General features: G+C 30.6%; 17 protein-coding genes and 1 tRNA gene. 11 read left to right on the top strand and 7 right to left on the bottom strand.

From position 1 onward, the window contains the following. The coding region (locus tag M3Z80_RS01715; protein WP_459251433.1) for a bifunctional folylpolyglutamate synthase/dihydrofolate synthase at positions 1 to 471 on the bottom strand (471 nt) is incomplete at its 3' end. A gap of 178 nt (positions 472 to 649) precedes the next feature. After that, entirely contained in the window at positions 650 to 1,411 is a 762-nt protein-coding gene (locus tag M3Z80_RS01710; RefSeq protein ID WP_293916942.1) for a class I SAM-dependent methyltransferase, read from the bottom strand. Positions 1,412 to 1,748: 337 nt separating this feature from the next. On the opposite strand from M3Z80_RS01710, the gene nhaA reads away from it, so the two are divergent. Both nhaA and M3Z80_RS01700 read left to right on the top strand, forming a co-directional pair. Further along, positions 1,749 to 2,900, top strand: coding sequence for a Na+/H+ antiporter NhaA (gene nhaA / locus M3Z80_RS01705; RefSeq protein WP_293916941.1), 1,152 nt, complete (start codon positions 1,749 to 1,751; stop codon positions 2,898 to 2,900). A gap of 43 nt (positions 2,901 to 2,943) precedes the next feature. After that, entirely contained in the window at positions 2,944 to 5,859 is a 2,916-nt protein-coding gene (locus tag M3Z80_RS01700) for a M16 family metallopeptidase (protein WP_293916940.1), read from the top strand. A gap of 204 nt (positions 5,860 to 6,063) precedes the next feature. Here M3Z80_RS01700 and M3Z80_RS01695 read toward each other — a convergent pair whose 3' ends face one another. From M3Z80_RS01695 to M3Z80_RS01680, 4 genes are all read right to left on the bottom strand, one after another. Then, a complete protein-coding gene (locus tag M3Z80_RS01695; protein WP_293916938.1) occupies positions 6,064 to 6,687 on the bottom strand; it encodes an L-threonylcarbamoyladenylate synthase in 624 nt (207 codons plus the stop codon). A gap of 41 nt (positions 6,688 to 6,728) precedes the next feature. Then, the gene (msrB, locus tag M3Z80_RS01690; protein ID WP_293916937.1) at positions 6,729 to 7,118 is read right to left on the bottom strand and encodes a peptide-methionine (R)-S-oxide reductase MsrB; all 390 of its coding nucleotides are present in this window, start codon (positions 7,116 to 7,118) and stop codon (positions 6,729 to 6,731) included. A 146-nt stretch (positions 7,119 to 7,264) separates the two neighbouring features. Beyond that, the gene (locus tag M3Z80_RS01685; protein ID WP_293916936.1) at positions 7,265 to 8,281 is read right to left on the bottom strand and encodes an AI-2E family transporter; all 1,017 of its coding nucleotides are present in this window, start codon (positions 8,279 to 8,281) and stop codon (positions 7,265 to 7,267) included. Between the two features lie 28 nt (positions 8,282 to 8,309). Next, positions 8,310 to 8,735, bottom strand: a complete 426-nt coding sequence (locus tag M3Z80_RS01680) for a type II 3-dehydroquinate dehydratase (protein WP_293916934.1) — start codon at positions 8,733 to 8,735, stop codon at positions 8,310 to 8,312. Between the two features lie 94 nt (positions 8,736 to 8,829). Here M3Z80_RS01680 and M3Z80_RS01675 point away from each other — a divergent pair. Continuing rightward, positions 8,830 to 8,913 (top strand) — tRNA-Leu (locus M3Z80_RS01675). Positions 8,914 to 9,099: 186 nt separating this feature from the next. On the opposite strand, the gene M3Z80_RS09790 is transcribed toward M3Z80_RS01675, so the two are convergent. Continuing rightward, on the bottom strand, positions 9,100 to 10,221 hold the full coding sequence (locus M3Z80_RS09790; RefSeq protein ID WP_366519845.1) for a nitroreductase family protein: 1,122 nt from the start codon (positions 10,219 to 10,221) through the stop codon (positions 9,100 to 9,102). A 235-nt stretch (positions 10,222 to 10,456) separates the two neighbouring features. On the opposite strand from M3Z80_RS09790, the gene metN reads away from it, so the two are divergent. The 8 genes from metN to M3Z80_RS01625 all read left to right on the top strand — a co-directional run bounded on the left by metN (position 10,457) and on the right by M3Z80_RS01625 (position 18,428). Next, the gene (gene metN / locus M3Z80_RS01660; RefSeq protein WP_293916932.1) at positions 10,457 to 11,488 is read left to right on the top strand and encodes a methionine ABC transporter ATP-binding protein MetN; all 1,032 of its coding nucleotides are present in this window, start codon (positions 10,457 to 10,459) and stop codon (positions 11,486 to 11,488) included. Then, positions 11,481 to 12,134, top strand: a complete 654-nt coding sequence (gene metI, locus M3Z80_RS01655; RefSeq protein ID WP_293916929.1) for a methionine ABC transporter permease MetI — start codon at positions 11,481 to 11,483, stop codon at positions 12,132 to 12,134. Before metN ends, metI begins: the two co-directional genes overlap by 8 nt. A gap of 48 nt (positions 12,135 to 12,182) precedes the next feature. Further along, positions 12,183 to 12,986: a methionine ABC transporter substrate-binding lipoprotein MetQ gene (gene metQ, locus M3Z80_RS01650; protein WP_293916926.1), complete on the top strand. Its 804-nt coding sequence runs from the start codon at positions 12,183 to 12,185 to the stop codon at positions 12,984 to 12,986. 37 nt (positions 12,987 to 13,023) lie between these two features. Next, on the top strand, positions 13,024 to 13,686 hold the full coding sequence (gene mtgA / locus M3Z80_RS01645) for a monofunctional biosynthetic peptidoglycan transglycosylase (RefSeq protein WP_293916923.1): 663 nt from the start codon (positions 13,024 to 13,026) through the stop codon (positions 13,684 to 13,686). Between the two features lie 26 nt (positions 13,687 to 13,712). Continuing rightward, positions 13,713 to 14,957, top strand: a complete 1,245-nt coding sequence (locus tag M3Z80_RS01640) for a type IX secretion system plug protein (RefSeq protein WP_293916921.1) — start codon at positions 13,713 to 13,715, stop codon at positions 14,955 to 14,957. 121 nt (positions 14,958 to 15,078) lie between these two features. Further along, positions 15,079 to 15,510, top strand: coding sequence for a hypothetical protein (locus M3Z80_RS01635; protein WP_293916918.1), 432 nt, complete (start codon positions 15,079 to 15,081; stop codon positions 15,508 to 15,510). 38 nt (positions 15,511 to 15,548) lie between these two features. Further along, positions 15,549 to 16,553 carry an aspartate-semialdehyde dehydrogenase gene (locus M3Z80_RS01630; RefSeq protein WP_293916916.1) on the top strand — a complete coding sequence of 335 codons (1,005 nt, stop codon included), beginning with the start codon at positions 15,549 to 15,551 and terminating at the stop codon, positions 16,551 to 16,553. A gap of 117 nt (positions 16,554 to 16,670) precedes the next feature. Then, positions 16,671 to 18,428 carry an ABC transporter ATP-binding protein gene (locus tag M3Z80_RS01625; protein ID WP_293916914.1) on the top strand — a complete coding sequence of 586 codons (1,758 nt, stop codon included), beginning with the start codon at positions 16,671 to 16,673 and terminating at the stop codon, positions 18,426 to 18,428. The last annotated feature ends 78 nt before the right edge of the window (positions 18,429 to 18,506 follow it).

Raw genomic sequence — 18,506 nt, 5'->3', positions numbered from 1 at the left:
GATATTGGTTGAATCCAATCTACCTCCTATTCCTACTTCAATAACTGCTATATCAACTTTTTGTTTGGCAAAATAGCTGAAAGCCATAGCAGTGGTTAATTCAAAGAATGATGGATTAAAATCTTTAGTAAAATAATTTCTTATTTTAATTAAAAAATCGTATATAAAATCAGCGGAACATTCTTCTCCGTTTACTCTGATTCGCTCTGTAAAATTTTTAAGATGCGGTGAGGTAAATAATCCTACCTTATATCCTGCTTCTTTTATTATAGAAGCGGTCATATTGGAAACGCTTCCTTTCCCGTTGGTCCCGGCAATATGTATAGATTTAATTTTTTTGTGAGGATTATCTAAAATTTCGCATAATTTTAAAATATTTTCAAACCCAGGTTTATATGCCGAATTCCCTACATTTTGATAATTTGATACCTGAGTATATAACCACTCTAAAATTTCCTCGTATGTCTCCATAACATTATCTAATCAATTTTTATAATATTAAAATTACAATGATTTTTTTATTATGGGATCTTTATCTTCGCTTTGTATCTCAAAAATATCTAATGAAGGAAATATTTTATTACCTTACCATCATAGTAATGTGATGATTGAACTTTTATTTAATTCCGATAATTATATTCTAATTTTTTTACTTTTTCTTTACAACACCTACATATTTTCCTTCAAAGCCTACAATAACACTTTCCAATTTATTTTGGTTTACCCAATCCATGAATGCGGAATTATCGCCAATATCATCACTGATAAAAAATCCATTTTTTTCAATCCTCTTCCATAATAAAGGATAGGCCCACAATCTTCCCTTATAACTTTTATCACTGTCGTAATGAGCTATATCAAAAGTTTTTTGCTTTTTAAAAATTTTAGGCAGCGACTCTTTATCTGCTTGTGTAAATAATTTCCAATATTCTTTTAGTTTTTCAGGTATTACACATCCAACCCAACGATCGTTATTCCTATCCAAATATGGCATATCTGAGCTATACAATTTGCCATCTCTTTTTTGTAAAGATAATAAAATGGCTAAGGAACTCCATCCATAAGCTACTCCAGTTTCAATAACATTTTTTGCCTGTGTGTGCTCGCATAAGGCGTATATTAAATCCAATGCTCCTGCTCCTCCCATTTTAACTGGACACTCCGTTTCATTTTTTTTTGCTTTTGCCATTCTTTTAGGAAAGTCCTTATATAAGGAATATTCTTTGTTTGTTAATTGATAAATTGCTTCTTCCTGACTAATGGCTCTTTGCATACACCAAATTTCGGATTCTTTTTTTCCTTGAATCGCACTATCTCTATCAAAAATATTTTTATTGATTTTTCTTATTAATTCCGGATACAATTGAGGCCTAGCTAAATAACCGAACAAAGTCTTTAAAACTAAATGCATTAATTCAATGTTTTTATTATACAAAAACTATTAATTCATTGCTTTTATTGTATTAAAGCTACTATATGACGAAAATGTAATTTAAACATTTACATTATTGTGTCTCAAAAAAAATTGGATATATAAAAATTATCGGGAATATGAATTTTATTTTCTCTTTTTTTGAATTCTCTAATCTTAATAAAAACAATAGTATATATGTAGGCTAATTTTAAAATATAAAATTAAAATCATATTTTAGCTGTATTTAATCTCTTAACCCATCACTAAATTTTTATAAATGCCGAATAAAAAAACACAATACATAAAGACTTTTCAAAAATTGTTATATAATTTTATGAGAAATGAGAAGTCCGTAGGTGTTTTGCTAATTATATGTACAATTATTTCAATATTGTTAGCAAATTCTTCCTTTCATACTATATATTACAAATTATGGGAAATGCCCATTTCTTTAAAATTCGGCAATTTAAATTTCTTCAGTTTACAAGGAAATTCTTTAACCATATCTGAATTTATAAATGACGGATTAATGAGTATATTTTTTCTTATGGTTGGGTTAGAACTAATTCATGAAGTATATATAGGAAAGCTTTCTAAATTCTCCCAGGCTCTTTTACCAATTTTAGGTGCATTTGGGGGTATGATTGTTCCGGCAGGCCTCTATGCTTACTTAAATTTCGGTAATGAGACAATTTCAGGAGCCGGTATCCCTATGGCTACCGATATAGCATTTGCATTAGGCATCTTAAGCTTATTAGGAAAAAAGGTCCCCCTATCCCTACGCATTTTTCTTACTGCTTTAGCTGTGATTGACGATTTGGGAGCAATTTTAGTTATTGCTGTTTTTTACACTAAAAATCTTTCTCTGTATTTTCTATTTTTAGCCTTGGCTATATGGATGTTATTGTTATTATTTAATCGTTTGAATGTAAAATGGTTATTCCTTTATATTTTGGGAGGTATCGGAATTTGGTATTGTTTGTTACATTCCGGCGTACATGCCACTCTTGCAGGTATATTAGTAGCACTGACTATACCTTTCAATAATGGCAAAGCTACCCAATTATTATCCTTGCTAAAATATCCTGTAAACTTTATAATTATACCTCTTTTTGCTTTAGCCAACACTGCTCTTCCCATTCAATTAAATTTTCAAGAGTTTTTTTCTCAACCTTATTGTCTTGGAATCTTTTTGGGGTTAGTTGTTGGAAAACCTCTAGGAATTCTACTTTTTACTTACTTGGCTAATATTTTAAAACTATGTAAGCTTCCTTTAGAAACAAGCTGGAAACAAATGCTAGGCATTGGTTTTCTAGGAGGAATTGGATTTACTATGTCTATTTTTATTACTTTACTTGCTTTTAATCCGCTAACACAATCCGAATATATTAACCATGCAAAAATTATGATTTTATTTTCCTCACTATGTTCAGCCTTAATTGGATACACATATTTATATATAATATATCAAAAAAAGAAAATTTAACGAAAATCTTTTGTATTTTCACACCCATAAACCAAAGATCAATATGAAAAAAATATTTTTATCACTTTTACTAACGTTTTTTATAATGACAACAAATGCACAAATTTATAAAGCAAAAATAGCAACAGATCCAAATGGTTATATCTATGAAACAGTATCAAATGACCCATCAAACTCAAGAATATATACACTAAAAAATGGCTTAAAAGTATATTTATCAAGGAACGATGACGAACCAAGGATTCAAACCTATATTCCGGTGCGGACAGGATCTGCTAATGACCCATCCGAAAATACAGGTCTTGCTCACTATTTGGAGCATATGATGTTTAAGGGGACCAGTAAACTGGGAACGTCAAACTGGGATAAAGAATCTGTATTGTTAGCTCGTATTTCAGATTTATATGAACAACATAAGGTTGAAAAAAATCCTAACAAGAAAAAGGAAATTTATAAAAAAATAGATGAGGTTTCCCAAGAAGCATCCAAATATGCTATAGCTAATGAATACGATAAAATGATTTCAGAACTTGGAGCTACTGGGACCAATGCTCATACTTGGCTCGATGAAACAGTTTATAAAAACAATATCCCTTCCAATGAATTAGAAAGATGGTTATTTGTTGAAAAAGAAAGGTTTTCCGAATTGGTTTTAAGACTTTTTCATACTGAACTTGAAGCCGTATATGAAGAATTTAATCGTGCACAGGATAACGATATGCGTTTGGTAAATTATGAGATGATGGACGCTTTATTTCCAACTCATCCTTACGGGCAACAAACTACTATAGGAACATCCGAGCATTTGAAAAATCCTTCTATGAAAGCTATCCATCAGTATTATGAGACGTATTATGTTCCAAATAATATGGCAGTAGTTCTTGCAGGTGACTTAGATTTTGATACGACCATCCAATTGGTAGATAAGTATTTTGGAAGTTTCCAATATAAAGAATTGCCGGTGCTAAATAGACCGATCGAAAAGCCTTTAACATCTGTCGTAAAAAGAGTTGTAAAAAGTCCTTCTTCCGAAAGGATTCAAATAGCCTTTAGATGTGAAGGAGCAGGAAGTAAAGAAGCGCTTTACACGAAAATGGTCAACATGATTTTAAATAATTCGGGAGCTGGCTTAATTGATATTAATATCAATCAAAAACAGTTAGCTTTAGGCGCGGGTTCTTATACCTCATTTTTCAAAGAATACGGCCTTCATTCTTTATATGGAGCCCCCAGAGAAGGTCAGACACTGGAAGAATTGCAAAAACTCTTATTAGATCAGCTTGAGATAATTAAAAAAGGAAATTTTGAAGACTGGTTAATTAAGGCTATAGTAAACGATTTAAAAACACAACGTATAAGTAGCTGGGATACTTCCAATGGAGTAGCAACAGAAATGTATAATGCTTTTATCCAAAACCTTTCTTGGCAAAACATACTTGATGAACTCAACGAATTAGATAAGATAAGTAAAGAAGATATTGTCAAATTTGCAAACAATTTCTATAAGGATAATTATGTTGTCGTTTATAAAGAAAAGGGTACGAACAATAAACTCGTTAGAGTAGAAAATCCGGGAATTACTCCTATAACCTTAAACCGTACGAAACAGTCCGACTTTTATAAAAAATTTGCCCAAATTCCTGAAAAAGAAATTCAACCTCAATTTATAAATTATCAAAGCTTAATTAAGTTTGATAATGTAAAAAATACTTCTCTTGCTTACATTAAAAATAAAAATAATGAATTAGGAGAACTGTACTATATCTTCAATTTCGGCTCAGACAATAATGAAGAGTTAGCTCTTGCTTTAAATTATCTCTCTCTTTTAGGTACAGAAAAATACACAAAATCTGAACTTGAAAAAGAATTTTACAAAATAGGCATTACCTATTCTATACAGGTTCAAAATGAACTCATATTTTTAAGCCTACAAGGATTGGAAAAAAATATTCCAAAAGGAATTGAATTATTTGAGCATTTATGGAAGTATGCTAAACCTGATTCCGAGACTTATCAAAAATATGTACAAACAATTCTTAAGGCGAGAAAAAACTCTAAGTTAAATAAGCAATCGATTTTAAATGCCCTTGCTCAATACGCTAGATTTGGAGAAAATAATAGAATTAGAAATAATATTTCTGAAAATGATCTTCTAAATAAAAATCCTTCGAACTTGGTTAATCTAAGTAAAGGTCTTTTCGATTACAAACATGAAATTTTTTATTTCGGCCCGAATGAATCTTTAATAAAAAAAGCAATTCAGAAATATCATAATTTCGGAACATCAAAGGAATATTCAACTCCTATTATTTACAAAGAAATTGAATCTGACGGCAGTTTATTTTATTCTCCTTATGATATGGTACAAACGGAGATACTTTTCCAATCAAGAGGTAAAAAATTTGATATTACCAAGATGCCTTACGCAAAAGTATTTGGAGAATACTTTGGAAGAGGACTTTCTTCTATCGTCTTTCAAGAAATACGCGAAAGCAAGTCTTTAGCCTATTCAGCCTATGCAAGTTACTCTGTTGCTTCAGACAAAGATAAATATGATTTTATTTCATCATATATAGGCACGCAAGCAAATAAATTGCCGCAAGCTGTGGATGCCATGAAAGAGCTTATGAATAATATGCCGGAAATTGACAAACAATTTACCAATGCTAAGAAAAGTGCTTTAAAACAAATTGCATCTGACAGAATTACTAAATCAAACATTTATTGGTCATATCTTTCAGCTAAAAAAAGAGGCATCGATTACGATGTAAGAAAAGATATGTATTCTCGCATCCAAACGCTACAACTTTCCGATCTTAGAGATTTCTTTAATCAAGAAATTAAAGGAAAAATTTACAATGTATCTCTAATTGGCAAAAAAGAAAGCTTAGATTGGAACTCTGTTAAAAAACTTGGAAAAGTGAAAGAACTTAGCATTGATGAGTTATTTAATTATTAAGAAATTTATAAGATATGAGTTAAAAATTTCATTTCTTCAAAAAACTATATGAATTACACCAAAATACCGAATATAATATTCGGTATTTTTTATATTTAAATCATAGATTTGATTTTATTGAGTATTTAATTTTATTTAATGAAACGGCTTTGTACAGGGTATGTTTAAGTTTTAAACGTCAATTTTAATTTAATTTTTAATAATTTAAAGATATAAATCTAAATCTCCTTTCCCCTGACGTAAGATTTCTGCCTCACCTGATGTTAAATCAACAACCGTAGAGGGTATATATCCTCCCGCTCCACTGTCAATTACTATATCTACTACTTTATCATATTTTTCAGCAATTAATTCGGGATCAGTAGAATATTCCATAATTTCATCATCATCATGGGTAGAAGTGGAGGCTATAGGATTCCCTAATTTTTCAACTATTATTCTGGGGATTTGATGATCTGGAATTCTTATACCTACTGTCTTTTTATTTTTATAGTAAGACGGTAATGTATTAGAAGCATTTAGAATAAAAGTAAAAGGACCTGGTAATGCCCTTTTTAGTAGTTTAAATAAATTATTATTGATAGGTTTTGAATATTGTGAAAGGTTGCTTAAATCATTGCATACAAAGGAAAAATTGGTTTTTTCTAATTTTACGTTTTTAATTCTCGAAAGCTTTTCCATAGCTTTATGATTAAAAATATCACACCCTAATCCGTAAACTGTATCGGTTGGATATACAATTATCCCATCTTTTTTTAATACCTCTACTATCTCGATTATATATTTTTCTGAGGGATTGTCCGGGTAGATTTTAATAATTTTTGCCATCGCGCGAAATTTATTAACCTTAATTCATTTACAAAGTTATATTATTCTTTAACAAAATCCAATGAGGTTGAATTCACGCAATATCTTAATCCGGTTTTTGTTGGACCATCATTAAAAACATGTCCCAAATGTGAACCGCAATTAGCACATAGAATCTCCATACGTATCATTCCATGAGAAGTATCTAACTTTTCAATAATTCGTCCTTTCACGATTTCCTGGTCAAAACTAGGCCAACCGCAGTGAGATTTAAATTTGGAATTACTATCAAACAATACTGCTCCACAAGCTTTACAGATATACACACCCTTTTCAAAATGCATATTAAATTTACCGCTATATGGAGCTTCTGTTCCTTTTTCTCTTAATACATAATATTCTTGGGAGGAAAGTTCTTTCTTCCACTCTTCTTCAGATTTTACTATCTTCATTTGTATTTCTTTTTTACTTCCAAACAACTTGTCCTTAGATAAGCAAGATATCAATATGACAATCGTTACAATTACAAAGTATAATCGTTTGGTTATTAGCGCCATCCTTACAAAAATCAAAATTCATTCCAATAAATTAGCCATTTTTAAGGACCATCACTAAATTCATTATTATACACATCTAAGAGTAAAAAGAAACTAGAAAGTAATATTGGACCGAATATTAATCCTATAAATCCGAAAATATTCATTCCTAAAATTACTCCGAAAATAGTAATCAAGGGATGTACATCATCCAATTTTTTTAAAATTGTAAAACGTGCAATATTGTCGGAAGTTCCTATAATTATAATTCCATATAATAATACAAACACAGATTGCCATGTATCTCCTGAAGCAAATAATAAAATCGCAATCGGTACGTATGCTAATGCAGAGCCGACAATAGGCAACATAGAAGCAAAAGTAGTAACAGCAAACCAAAACCATAAATTATCCAACCCAATAATACTATAACCAATGACTCCAACAATCCCCTGAATTATAGCAACCAAAGGTATTCCTACCGCATTTGATTGTATCATTTTTTTCAATCGATGACTCAATCTTATGGTATTTTCTTCTTTTAATGGAGACCATTTTAAAAATGTGCTTTCCATTTTCCTAATATTCATAATCATAAAATAAAATAGAACAAATGAAAAAAAGAAAACCACAACGGTATTCACTGTTGAATTTAATATCCTTGGTACAATTTTACCTACCCAAGCAGTAGCTTTAATGATATTATCCTTACTTAATATATTAAGCCCGTATCTAACCTGTAAATCATTTACAACTTCTACAAGGGAATCATTTATCTTATTGAAATATGTTATTGCTGTTTGTACCTGAGAATAGGTAAGCTCAATGATAAAGAAAATCGGAATCGAAATAATTATGGAGGCTAATAAAAAAACAATAATTATTGATAGCCACTTTTTTAATCCCTTTTTCTCTGTTAAATATAAAAAAAAATCTTTTGAAAGAGCATATAAAGTTATAGCTCCTAATAAACTCGGAAGAAATACAGCCAACTGACTAATAATAAGAATAAAAAGAGCTATTATTAGTATAAGAAATAAAATCTGATGTATTACTTTTGCACTTATTTTTTCCTTCATTGTTTCCTGTAAAATATAGTAAATGAGACTATTCTTTCATTTTTACTAAATATTCAATGGCTTCTTCATATCCGGGCAGCCCTTTTCCTTTGATCTGATGTACACACGCATCCTTGATTACAGAAATCTTTCGAAATTCTTCTCTTTTTTCGATATCCGAAATATGAACTTCTATAGCAGGTGCCGTTACCGACTTCAAAGCATCATATATTGCATAAGAATAGTGAGTGTAAGCTCCCGGATTAATTACAATGCCATCATATTTAAATCCTCTTTGATGAATTTTATCAATAATCGAGCCTTCATGGTTAGTTTGATAGTATTCCAATATCAAATCTAAAAATTTCTTCTGTAAATGCTTAAAATAATCTTCAAACGAATAATGACCGTAAATATCTGTCTCTCTTTGACCTAGCAGATTTAAATTGGGACCATTTATAATTAATATTTTCATAATCTTTTTTACGAATATAGTAAAGAATGAATGAAATAAACATAAATTTTGATAAAAAAAAATATTTAAGTATATTTGCACACCTGAAATTAATGCCCAGGTGGCGGAATTGGTAGACGCGCTGGACTCAAAATCCAGTGGTAGCAATATCGTGCGGGTTCGATTCCCGCCCTGGGTACATAAACATACTCTGTTTACTTCCTATTTATTATATCCATCATCACCCTCTATCTTATTTTATTTCACATCCAGATTTTAATTCCTTTCAAATATTGTATACCTACATAAATAAAAAATAAGAGACCTTTAAAGATAAAGCCTCTTACCATTTAAATTTTTAGAAATGTATAAACTTATTTTATTTCTATTTAATTTTAATTAAAAAATCTTTCTTGGGGTGTCTTACCTTCGGATAATTTACGTTCCAATCGTTTTCTTCGTCTCTATATCCTAAAGGAAGCATAACCACACTTTTCAACCCTAACTCTTTTAAATTTAATAGCTCATCTATGGCCTCATTTTCAAATCCTTCCATTGGTGTTGTGTCTACTTTCAACTCGGCAGCGGCGGCAATTGATAATCCAAAAGCTATATAAGTCTGTTTAGCAGCATGCTCAAAATTAAGTTCTGCAGCTCTGTTCAGGTATACTCCTTTGATACGATCAGTATAACTTTTGTAAGCATCTGCTGGCTGATTTCGTTCTCCGGTAATATGACCGTAAATGGTATCTATCCTTTTTTCTGTATAATTATCCCAGGCAGCAAATACTAAAATATGAGAACAGTCTTCTACTTGTTTTTGGTCCTTGGATATGGAAACCATCTTTTTTTTCAATTCTTGGTTTGTAATTTCTATAACTTTAAAGGGCTGTAGGCCTGAAGAAGTAGGGGCAAGCCATGCAGCCTCAATAATTTGATCAACTAAGGATTGCTCTACTTTTTTAGAAGGATCAAATTTTTTAGTCGCATACCTCCACTGCAATGATTTTATTAATTCCATATCAATTTTACTTTCTTTTAAATATTTATCTTTTAATACTTCTTTATTTTTACACTTGCACTTGTTCGTAACGATGGTTAATAGCTTATAAAATTGTTTTTGATACTCTAAAAATTCTTTTTCTTTCATGCATAATTCCTTTTTCAGAATTCGATGAATTATATAAGCATTTTCTTTCATTTTTCTCCCTTCTTCAGAAAGATAAATGAACATATGTCTTTCATCTTGCTTAGAACGACATCTCATAATGAGACCGTTCTCTTCCATTCTTTTTAAAAGAGGAGTTAATGTCCCGCTATCCAGCCATAATAATTTGCCAATGTTTTTTACACAAATTTCTTCATATTCCCATAAAACCAGCATGACTAAATATTGTGGATAGGTGATTCCCAATTTGTCCAAATATGGCCTGTACAAAGTTGTAATTTGCCTAGACAAGGCATATATCGGGAAGCACAATTGGTCTGTAAGTTTTAAACTATCCATATCATTTTAGATTGAACAAAATTAAATTGCGCACAATTAATAAGCAAATTTATTTTATAGAAAGATTATTTTAAAGTATAAATATTAAATTGATTTATTGCAACACTCATCCATTACTTACACCAAAGTTTCTTATTCTTAATAATTTCATTTTAATGGGAGTTTCTATATACTATTTGTACCTTTGCACATACGTTATAAATGTACAAAGACCTAAAAAAATTTAATCAATTCAATGATTGAGTTAAAAAATATTACCAAAACATTCGAATTTAAAGGCAAGAAAAATATAGCCCTTTCCGATATTTCTTTATCTGTTCCTGCTGGAAAAATTGTGGGGGTAATCGGGGAATCGGGTGCCGGAAAAAGCACACTGATCAGATGTGTTAATTTATTGGAAAGACCTAATTCAGGAGAAGTATGGATTGATGGCCAAAACCTTATGACTCTTACTTCTTCTAAATTAGCCGCCGCTCGTACCAATATAGGTATGATATTTCAACATTTCAATCTACTTTCTTCTCGTACAGTATTTGAAAATATAGCTTTTCCTCTGGAATTAAATCGTACCCCTAAGTCTGAAATAAAAAAAAGAGTATATGAGCTTATAGAATTAGTAGGACTTACCGATAAATTAGATCAGTATCCAGCAAATCTATCAGGTGGACAAAAGCAAAGAGTAGCTATCGCCAGGACACTTGCCAACAACCCTAAAGTGTTGCTATCCGATGAAGCTACCAGCGCACTTGATCCAGCAACGACTCGCTCTATTCTATCTTTGCTTAAAGATTTAAATAAAGAATTAGGAATAACAATTTTACTTATTACCCATGAAATGGATGTAGTCAAGCAAATTTGTGATGATATAGCTGTAATGAATGGGGGAAAAATTATTGAGCAGGGAAGTGTTTCAGAAATTTTTTCGAATCCTAAAACAGAATTGGCTCAACGTTTTATATCTTCTTCACTACATTTAGAAATACCTATAGATTATCAAGAACGTATAACTCCTATATCCCAAGAAGGAAAACACCCGTTATTGAAATTACAAATATCCGGAAATACGGTTGATGAGCCGGTATTATCGGAAATATCAAGACTCTTTGATACTAATAATAATATCATAAGTGCACAAATGGACTATGCAGGCGGAATTAAATTCGGCGTTATGTTAACAGAAATTATCGGCAATGTTTCCAATGAACAGGCTGCCATAGAATATTTACAAAGTAAAAACATTAAAGTAACTTTATTAGGATATGTCTAATTCAATTATTGATCTCTTAGCAAAAGGAACCTGGGAAACTATTGTTATGACTTTCGTCTCCGGTTTTTTTGGATATTTACTAGGGTTACCCGTTGGAATCCTTTTATTTATCACACGTAAAGGACAGCTTAAAGAAAATCTTGTTATCAATCATACGGTTTCTACCATAGTTAATATTTTCCGCGCGATACCGTTTATTATTTTAATTGTATGGATGATTCCTTTTACCCGTATGATCGTAGGAACTTCTATTGGGGTACCTGCTGCATTAGTACCTTTAAGCTTAGGGATCGCTCCTTTTATTGCAAGAATGGTTGAAAACAGCCTTATAGAAGTTCCCAATGGTTTAGTGGAAGCATCGAAAGCTATGGGGGCCACTCCCCTTCAAATTATTAAAAAAGTATTACTTCCGGAAGCTTTACCTTCGCTTATTAATTGTGCTACGATTTCTTTAATCACATTGGTTGGATATTCGGCAATGGGAGGAACAGTCGGTGCGGGTGGGCTAGGTAAGATTGGATACCAAGAAGGATATGTAAACAAAAACATGGAAATTATGAATTTTGTATTATTATTATTAGTTTTACTTGTTTTTGCTATACAATTTACCGGAGATTATCTTTCAAAAAAAGTTGATCACCGATAAAACTTAATTACATAAATTACAAAATCGAGAGTTTAATATATAATTATAATGAAAAAATTAATAATCTTTACCTTTATTATTTCTGCTATATTATTTAGTTCTTGTAAAAAAGATCAAGCAAAAAATCCGAATTATATTAAGGTAGGTGTAGAATCAGGACCAGAGTTTGTAGTCGCACAAACCGCACAAAAAATTGCTAAGGAAAAATATGACTTAGATGTAGAATTAGTGGAATTTAATGATTATATTTTACCTAACACTGCATTAAATGATGGCGATATAGACATTAACATTATTCAACATAAACCTTTTTTAGATAATATCATCAAACAGAGGGGATATAAGTTAGCCATTGTCGGAAATACTTTTATTTATCCCTTGGCAGGATATTCTAAAAAAATTAAATCAATTGAGGAGTTACAACCCGGTAGTACAATTGGAATACCTAATGATGCTACCAATCGAGGAAGAGCCTTATTACTATTACAAAAAGAAGGGTTAATAAAATTAAAAGATCCGAAAAGTCTTACTTCCAGCGCTTCTGATATAATTGAAAATCCTAAAAATTTAAAAATAGTTGATTTAGATCCTGCCATCCTAACAGAAATTCTTAATGATAATAAAGTAGCGGTTGCAATTATCAATAATACCTTTGCTGCAAAAGATGGTTTTACCTTAAAAGACGGTCTGTTTGTTGAAGACAAAGATTCTCCTTATATGAATGTAATTGTTTCGAGAGAAGATAATAAAGACGCAGAAAATGTAAAAAAGTTTGTTAAGGCTTATCAATCAGATGAAGTTGCAGAAACTACCAATCGTGAATTTAAAGGAGGAGCTGTCAAAGGATGGTAAGTAAATAATTATATATCAATACAACAATTAATTTTTAATGACTATTTTTAAATGGCTTAAAAGATTATTTTTTGCATTAGTTTTACTATCCATTATTATGGTCTTTGTATATAAATGGTTACCGGTTCCTTATACGCAATTAATGTTAAAAAGATATCTTGTAAATGGTGCGAAAATAGAAAAAAAATGGATTCCTTTGGACAGTATACCAAACTCAATAAAATTAGCAGTTATTGCAAGTGAAGACCAAAATTATCTTAAACATAAGGGGTTTGATTTTAAGGAGATACAAAGAATTATTGTAAAACTAGAAATTACTAAAAGAGGAGGTAGTACCATTTCACAACAAACCGCAAAAAATGTATTTTTATGGAATGGCAGAAATTTTATACGAAAAAGTCTTGAAGCTTATTTTACTTGCTTGATAGAATGGATCTGGGGAAAAAAAAGAATTATGGAAGTTTATTTAAATGTAATAGAATTTGGTGATGGTATTTACGGAATAGAGGCTGCTTCTAAACATTACTTTCATAAATCAGCCTATAAACTTACTAATAGTGAAGCTGCAACTTTAGCTGCTCTATTACCTAATCCTAGAGTATATGGAAAAGATATTAATGGGAATTTTATCCAAAAAAGAAAAGTTTGGATTTTGCGTCAAATGTCAAACATAAAGGATTTGGTAAAATTTTCTCAATAATAAACTATAACCTATAAAAAATTGAAATGTTAAAAAAAGTTTTTCTATTATGCTTACTTTCTCAATTTTGCTTTTCTCAAAAAGCGTTAGAAAAAATTTACAGCTCGTCGGTGAATGGAATTCAATTATTCAATCCCGATACGAATGATGAAACCCCGTTCATACAAATGGGAAAGGGTATGTTTGTATTAACTTTTGATATTTTAGATAAAGGTTATGAAAAAATATATTATACTATAAAGCATTTTGACAGGAATTGGAATGAAGATCAGCTTTTTGAATCCGAATATATTGACGGATATACCTTACCTCAAATATATGATTATCAACCCTCTTTTAATACACGACAAAATTATACACATTATACTTTGGAATTTCCTAACAAAGACATGCAACCTAAAGTTTCCGGAAATTACCTTTTGACTGTTTATAATGAAAATCACAAACCCTTATTTAGCAAAAGAATTTCATTTTATGAAGATTTTGCACATATCAATGTGGGATATGAAAGATACTCAACAGCTAAAAATTCAAATATAACACAGCGAGTAATAGCGCAGGCTTCTGTTTCGGGAATCAATTCAATTTCGACCAGGCAACTTTCTTTATGCATATTGCAAAATAATAATTGGAAAAATAGCATTTGTAATATAGAACCTCAATTTGTTAACGGAAATTCTTTCACATTTGGACAATTATCTAATGCTTTCGAAGGGGGTAATGAATTTTATACTTTCGATACTAAAAATATTTCTGTACCCGGTTATGGAGTCTCAGAATCTCAAGAAAGCAACCCTTTATATCTTACGTATTTATATCCGATTGCTCCTTATCCTTTAGATTACGCATATAATCCTGATGTAAATGGTGCTTATTATTTTAGACGCTTTGATCTTAATCAAGAAAGGGATGCTAGACGCGAAGGAGATTATACTCCTGTTAATTTTTCAGTAGCTTTTAGTAAACCCTTAGATGATAAAGATTTATATATTGTGGGATTATTTAATAATTACGAACTTTCCGATTCCAATAAAATGATTTTTGATGAAATTCAAGGTAGATACGTGAAGACCATATTATTAAAGCAAGGCTATTATAATTATACTATAGCAACCGTCGACAAAAAAAACGGTCAGCTTAGCCTTTCGGAAATTCCAGGATCTTTCTGGCAAACTGAAAATCTCTACCAGAGTCTGTTATATTACACACCTTTTGGCGGAACATATGATGCACTTATCGGATATGGTGAAATTAGAGCTAATAGACTATAATGTAAACGCTGCTTCTATAGTCTTATTTATTATTCTTTTAATAAAAACTAATAAAATCACCTTATATTACCGTAGGTTTACTATTTTTGTTAATTAAAATAAATGAAATAAAAATAAATCCATGTATATACTTTTTAAGAACATACACCATTATGTAGGTATGATAACACTTGTTTTTATATTATTACTTACTGTTGTATCGTTTATTTATTACTTACAAGAAAGAACAATAACCGGACAAGTTAAAAAAATATCATTAATAACTTTAATATTTACACATACACAAATAATTATTGGATTAGTATTATTTTTCAGTTCTCCTATTTTTCAATCTTCCAGTATTAAAGATATTATGGGAATCGGTTCTATTAGAAGAAACTATGTTGAACATCCATTTTCAATGATTATTGCGGGAATATTGATAACTATAATTAATGCACGGATTAAAAAAGTACCGAAAATTTCAGTATGGACACTCCTTATGTCAGCAATATCTCTTGCTTTAGTAATTGGAATGATTCCTAAGGCATTTTGGAACAGTTTAATTTCTTAAAAAATTAAAGTATTATAAATCATTTAAGTATATCATTTATGAAAATCGCAATTGTTGGAGTTAGCGGTGCTGTAGGGCAAGAGCTTCTCAAAGTTTTAGATCAAAGAAATTTTCCTTTAACCGATTTAGTGCTTTTCGGATCCAAGAGAAGTGCCGGACAAACTTATACATTCAAAGGAAAAGAATATAAGGTCAAGGAACTCCAACATAATGATGATTTTAAAGATGTAGATTATGCTTTGGTATCTGCCGGAGGAAGTACCTCTTTGAATTTTGCTGAAACAATTACCAAGCACGGAGCTATTATGATAGATAATTCATCAGCATTCAGAATGGATGATGAGGTTCCCTTGGTCGTACCTGAAGTCAATGCTGAAGATGCTTTACATACACCAAAAAATATTATTGCCAATCCTAACTGTACTACCATACAAATGGTTGTATCACTAAAACCCATTGAACAACTCTCACATATAAAAAGAGTTCATATTTCTTCCTACCAATCTGCTTCGGGCGCGGGCGGAGAAGCCATGAATGAATTAATTGAACAATTAAAACAATCTTCTTTAGGAGAAGAGGTAAAAGTTGAAAAATTTGCTTATCAATTAGCTCTAAATTTAATTCCTCATATTGATGTTTTCACGGATAATGGATATACGAAAGAAGAGATGAAAATGTTTAATGAAACCCGTAAAATTATGCATTCGGATATAGCAGTATCTGCGACCTGTGTTCGTGTACCTGTTATGAGAGCACATTCTGAAAGCATATGGGTGGAAACTGAAGACGAATTAACTGTAGAACAAGTTAGAAATGCCTTCGAAAACTTTAATGGGATAGTAGTGGAAGATAATCCTTCAGAAAAAAAATATCCTATGCCTTTATTTCTTTCGGGAAAAGATGAGGTTTTTGTAGGTAGAATACGTAAAGACCTTACCAATCCAAAAGGTATAGCTTTCTGGAGTGTAAGCGACCAAATACGAAAAGGAGCGGCTCTTAATGCAGTTCAAATCGCTGAATATTTGATTAAACACAAAAAATAACAAATTTACAGTAGATAAAGTCATTAAATTAAAAAGTGTATGCTAATTTAAGTAAATTAGTATACACTTTTTTAGTTTATAAGATATACAAACAACAAGTTTTGTAACTTTGCTTTCATGAGTGCCTTAAAAACTTTAAATCCTTATTTTTATAAACATAAAAAATTACTCTTATATGGAGTTATTTTCATAATTTTATCTAACATCTTAACGATCTTTCCTATAAAATTTATTGGAAAGGCTGTCAACATTATAGCCCAATCTCTAACGAGCACAGAAGTTCAGGATAAAAACCAATTATTTAAAAAACTTCTTTTGTATGGTGGAATTATTGTTCTAGCTCCTATTATTTCCGGTATCATGAAGTTTTATATGAGGCAAACCATTATTGTTGCTTCCAGGAGGATTGAATTCGAGCTTAAAAATAATATATATAAACATTATCAAACCCTTTCTTTTACCTTTTATAAGAAATCTAAAATAGGTGATCTTATGAATCGTATTAGTGAAGATGTTGTAAATGTTCGACAATATTTAGGACCCGGAATTATGTATAGCGCTAACTTATCAATAATGCTTATAATTATTATCGCATGTATGTTGGAGTCTGATCCCGTAATGACCTTTTATGCTATTATTCCTTTACCTTTCTTATCTTACATTATTTACAACCAAAGTACGATTATCAATAAGAAAACTAAAATTGTACAGACTAAACAGTCTGAACTATCATCTTTTGTACAAGATTCTTTTTCAGGTATAAGAGTTATAAAATCCTTTACCAAAGAAGACTATATTATTTCTAAATATGTAACTAAGTCTAATCAATATAGAGAAGAATCATTGTCTCTTTCTTCAACAGAAGCTTTTTTTTCTCCATTAATGATTCTTCTGATAGGATTGAGCAATTTATTTATACTTTATATTGGAGGCGAACGATATATAAACGGTAAAATTAGTGTGGGAACGATTACTGATTTTTTCCTTTACCTTAATGTATTAATATGGCCGTTTACCGCACTCGGATGGGTAATATCAATGACACGTAGAGCAGAAGCTTCTATGGAAAGAATAAACGATTTTCTCAATGTTAAAGAGGAAATAAAAAATACAAATTCAAACATTTATCCTATAAAAGGAAAAATTAGATTTGAAAATGTTTCTTATACATATCCCAATACTGGAATTAAAGCACTAAATAATATTTCTTTTGAAATACTGCCCGGAGAAACAATTGTATTCATGGGGAAAACCGGTTCTGGAAAATCTACTATTGCCTTATTATTAGAACGACTCATTGAGCCTGATTCTGGTAAAATTTTTGTTGACGATAAACCACTTTCGGATCATAATTTAAGTTTAATTAGAGATAAAATCGGATATGTACCTCAAGAAAGTTTTTTATTTTCAGATACAATTTTCAGTAACATTTCTTATGGAGTGGAAAATGCCAAGATGGAAGATGTTATAAAATTTGCTAAAAAAGCTGAAATTCATTCTAATATTATAGAATTTAAAGATAAATATCAAACTGAAGTAGGAGAAAGAGGTGTAACTCTATCTGGAGGTCAAAAACAACGCATTTCCATTTCCAGAGCTCTTATAAAAGAACCTGTTATTTTTTTGTTTGACGACAGTTTATCTGCGGTTGATACAGAAACTGAAGAAAAAATATTATCCAACATAGAAAACGATATAGACATTAAAACTACTCTGATAATTACGCATAGAGTTTCTTCAGCTAAAAATTCGAGCAGGGTTATCGTATTAGATCAAGGTAAAATTATTGAGATAGGAACTCATTCCGATCTTATTTCAAAACAAGGTTTTTATTCTGAATTGTATAAAAAACAAATTACGCAAAAACTATCGTAAAAACAATTGCTATTTTAAGAGTATTTTTTATATTTTTGCTCTGTTTAAACAAAAAAAGTAATATTTTATTATCCCTTA

Source organism: Apibacter sp. (assembly GCF_025291155.1).
Lineage (GTDB): Bacteria > Bacteroidota > Bacteroidia > Flavobacteriales > Weeksellaceae > Apibacter.
The sequence above is the reverse complement of the archived record's forward strand: the minus strand, read 5'-3'. Positions and strand labels throughout refer to the sequence as shown.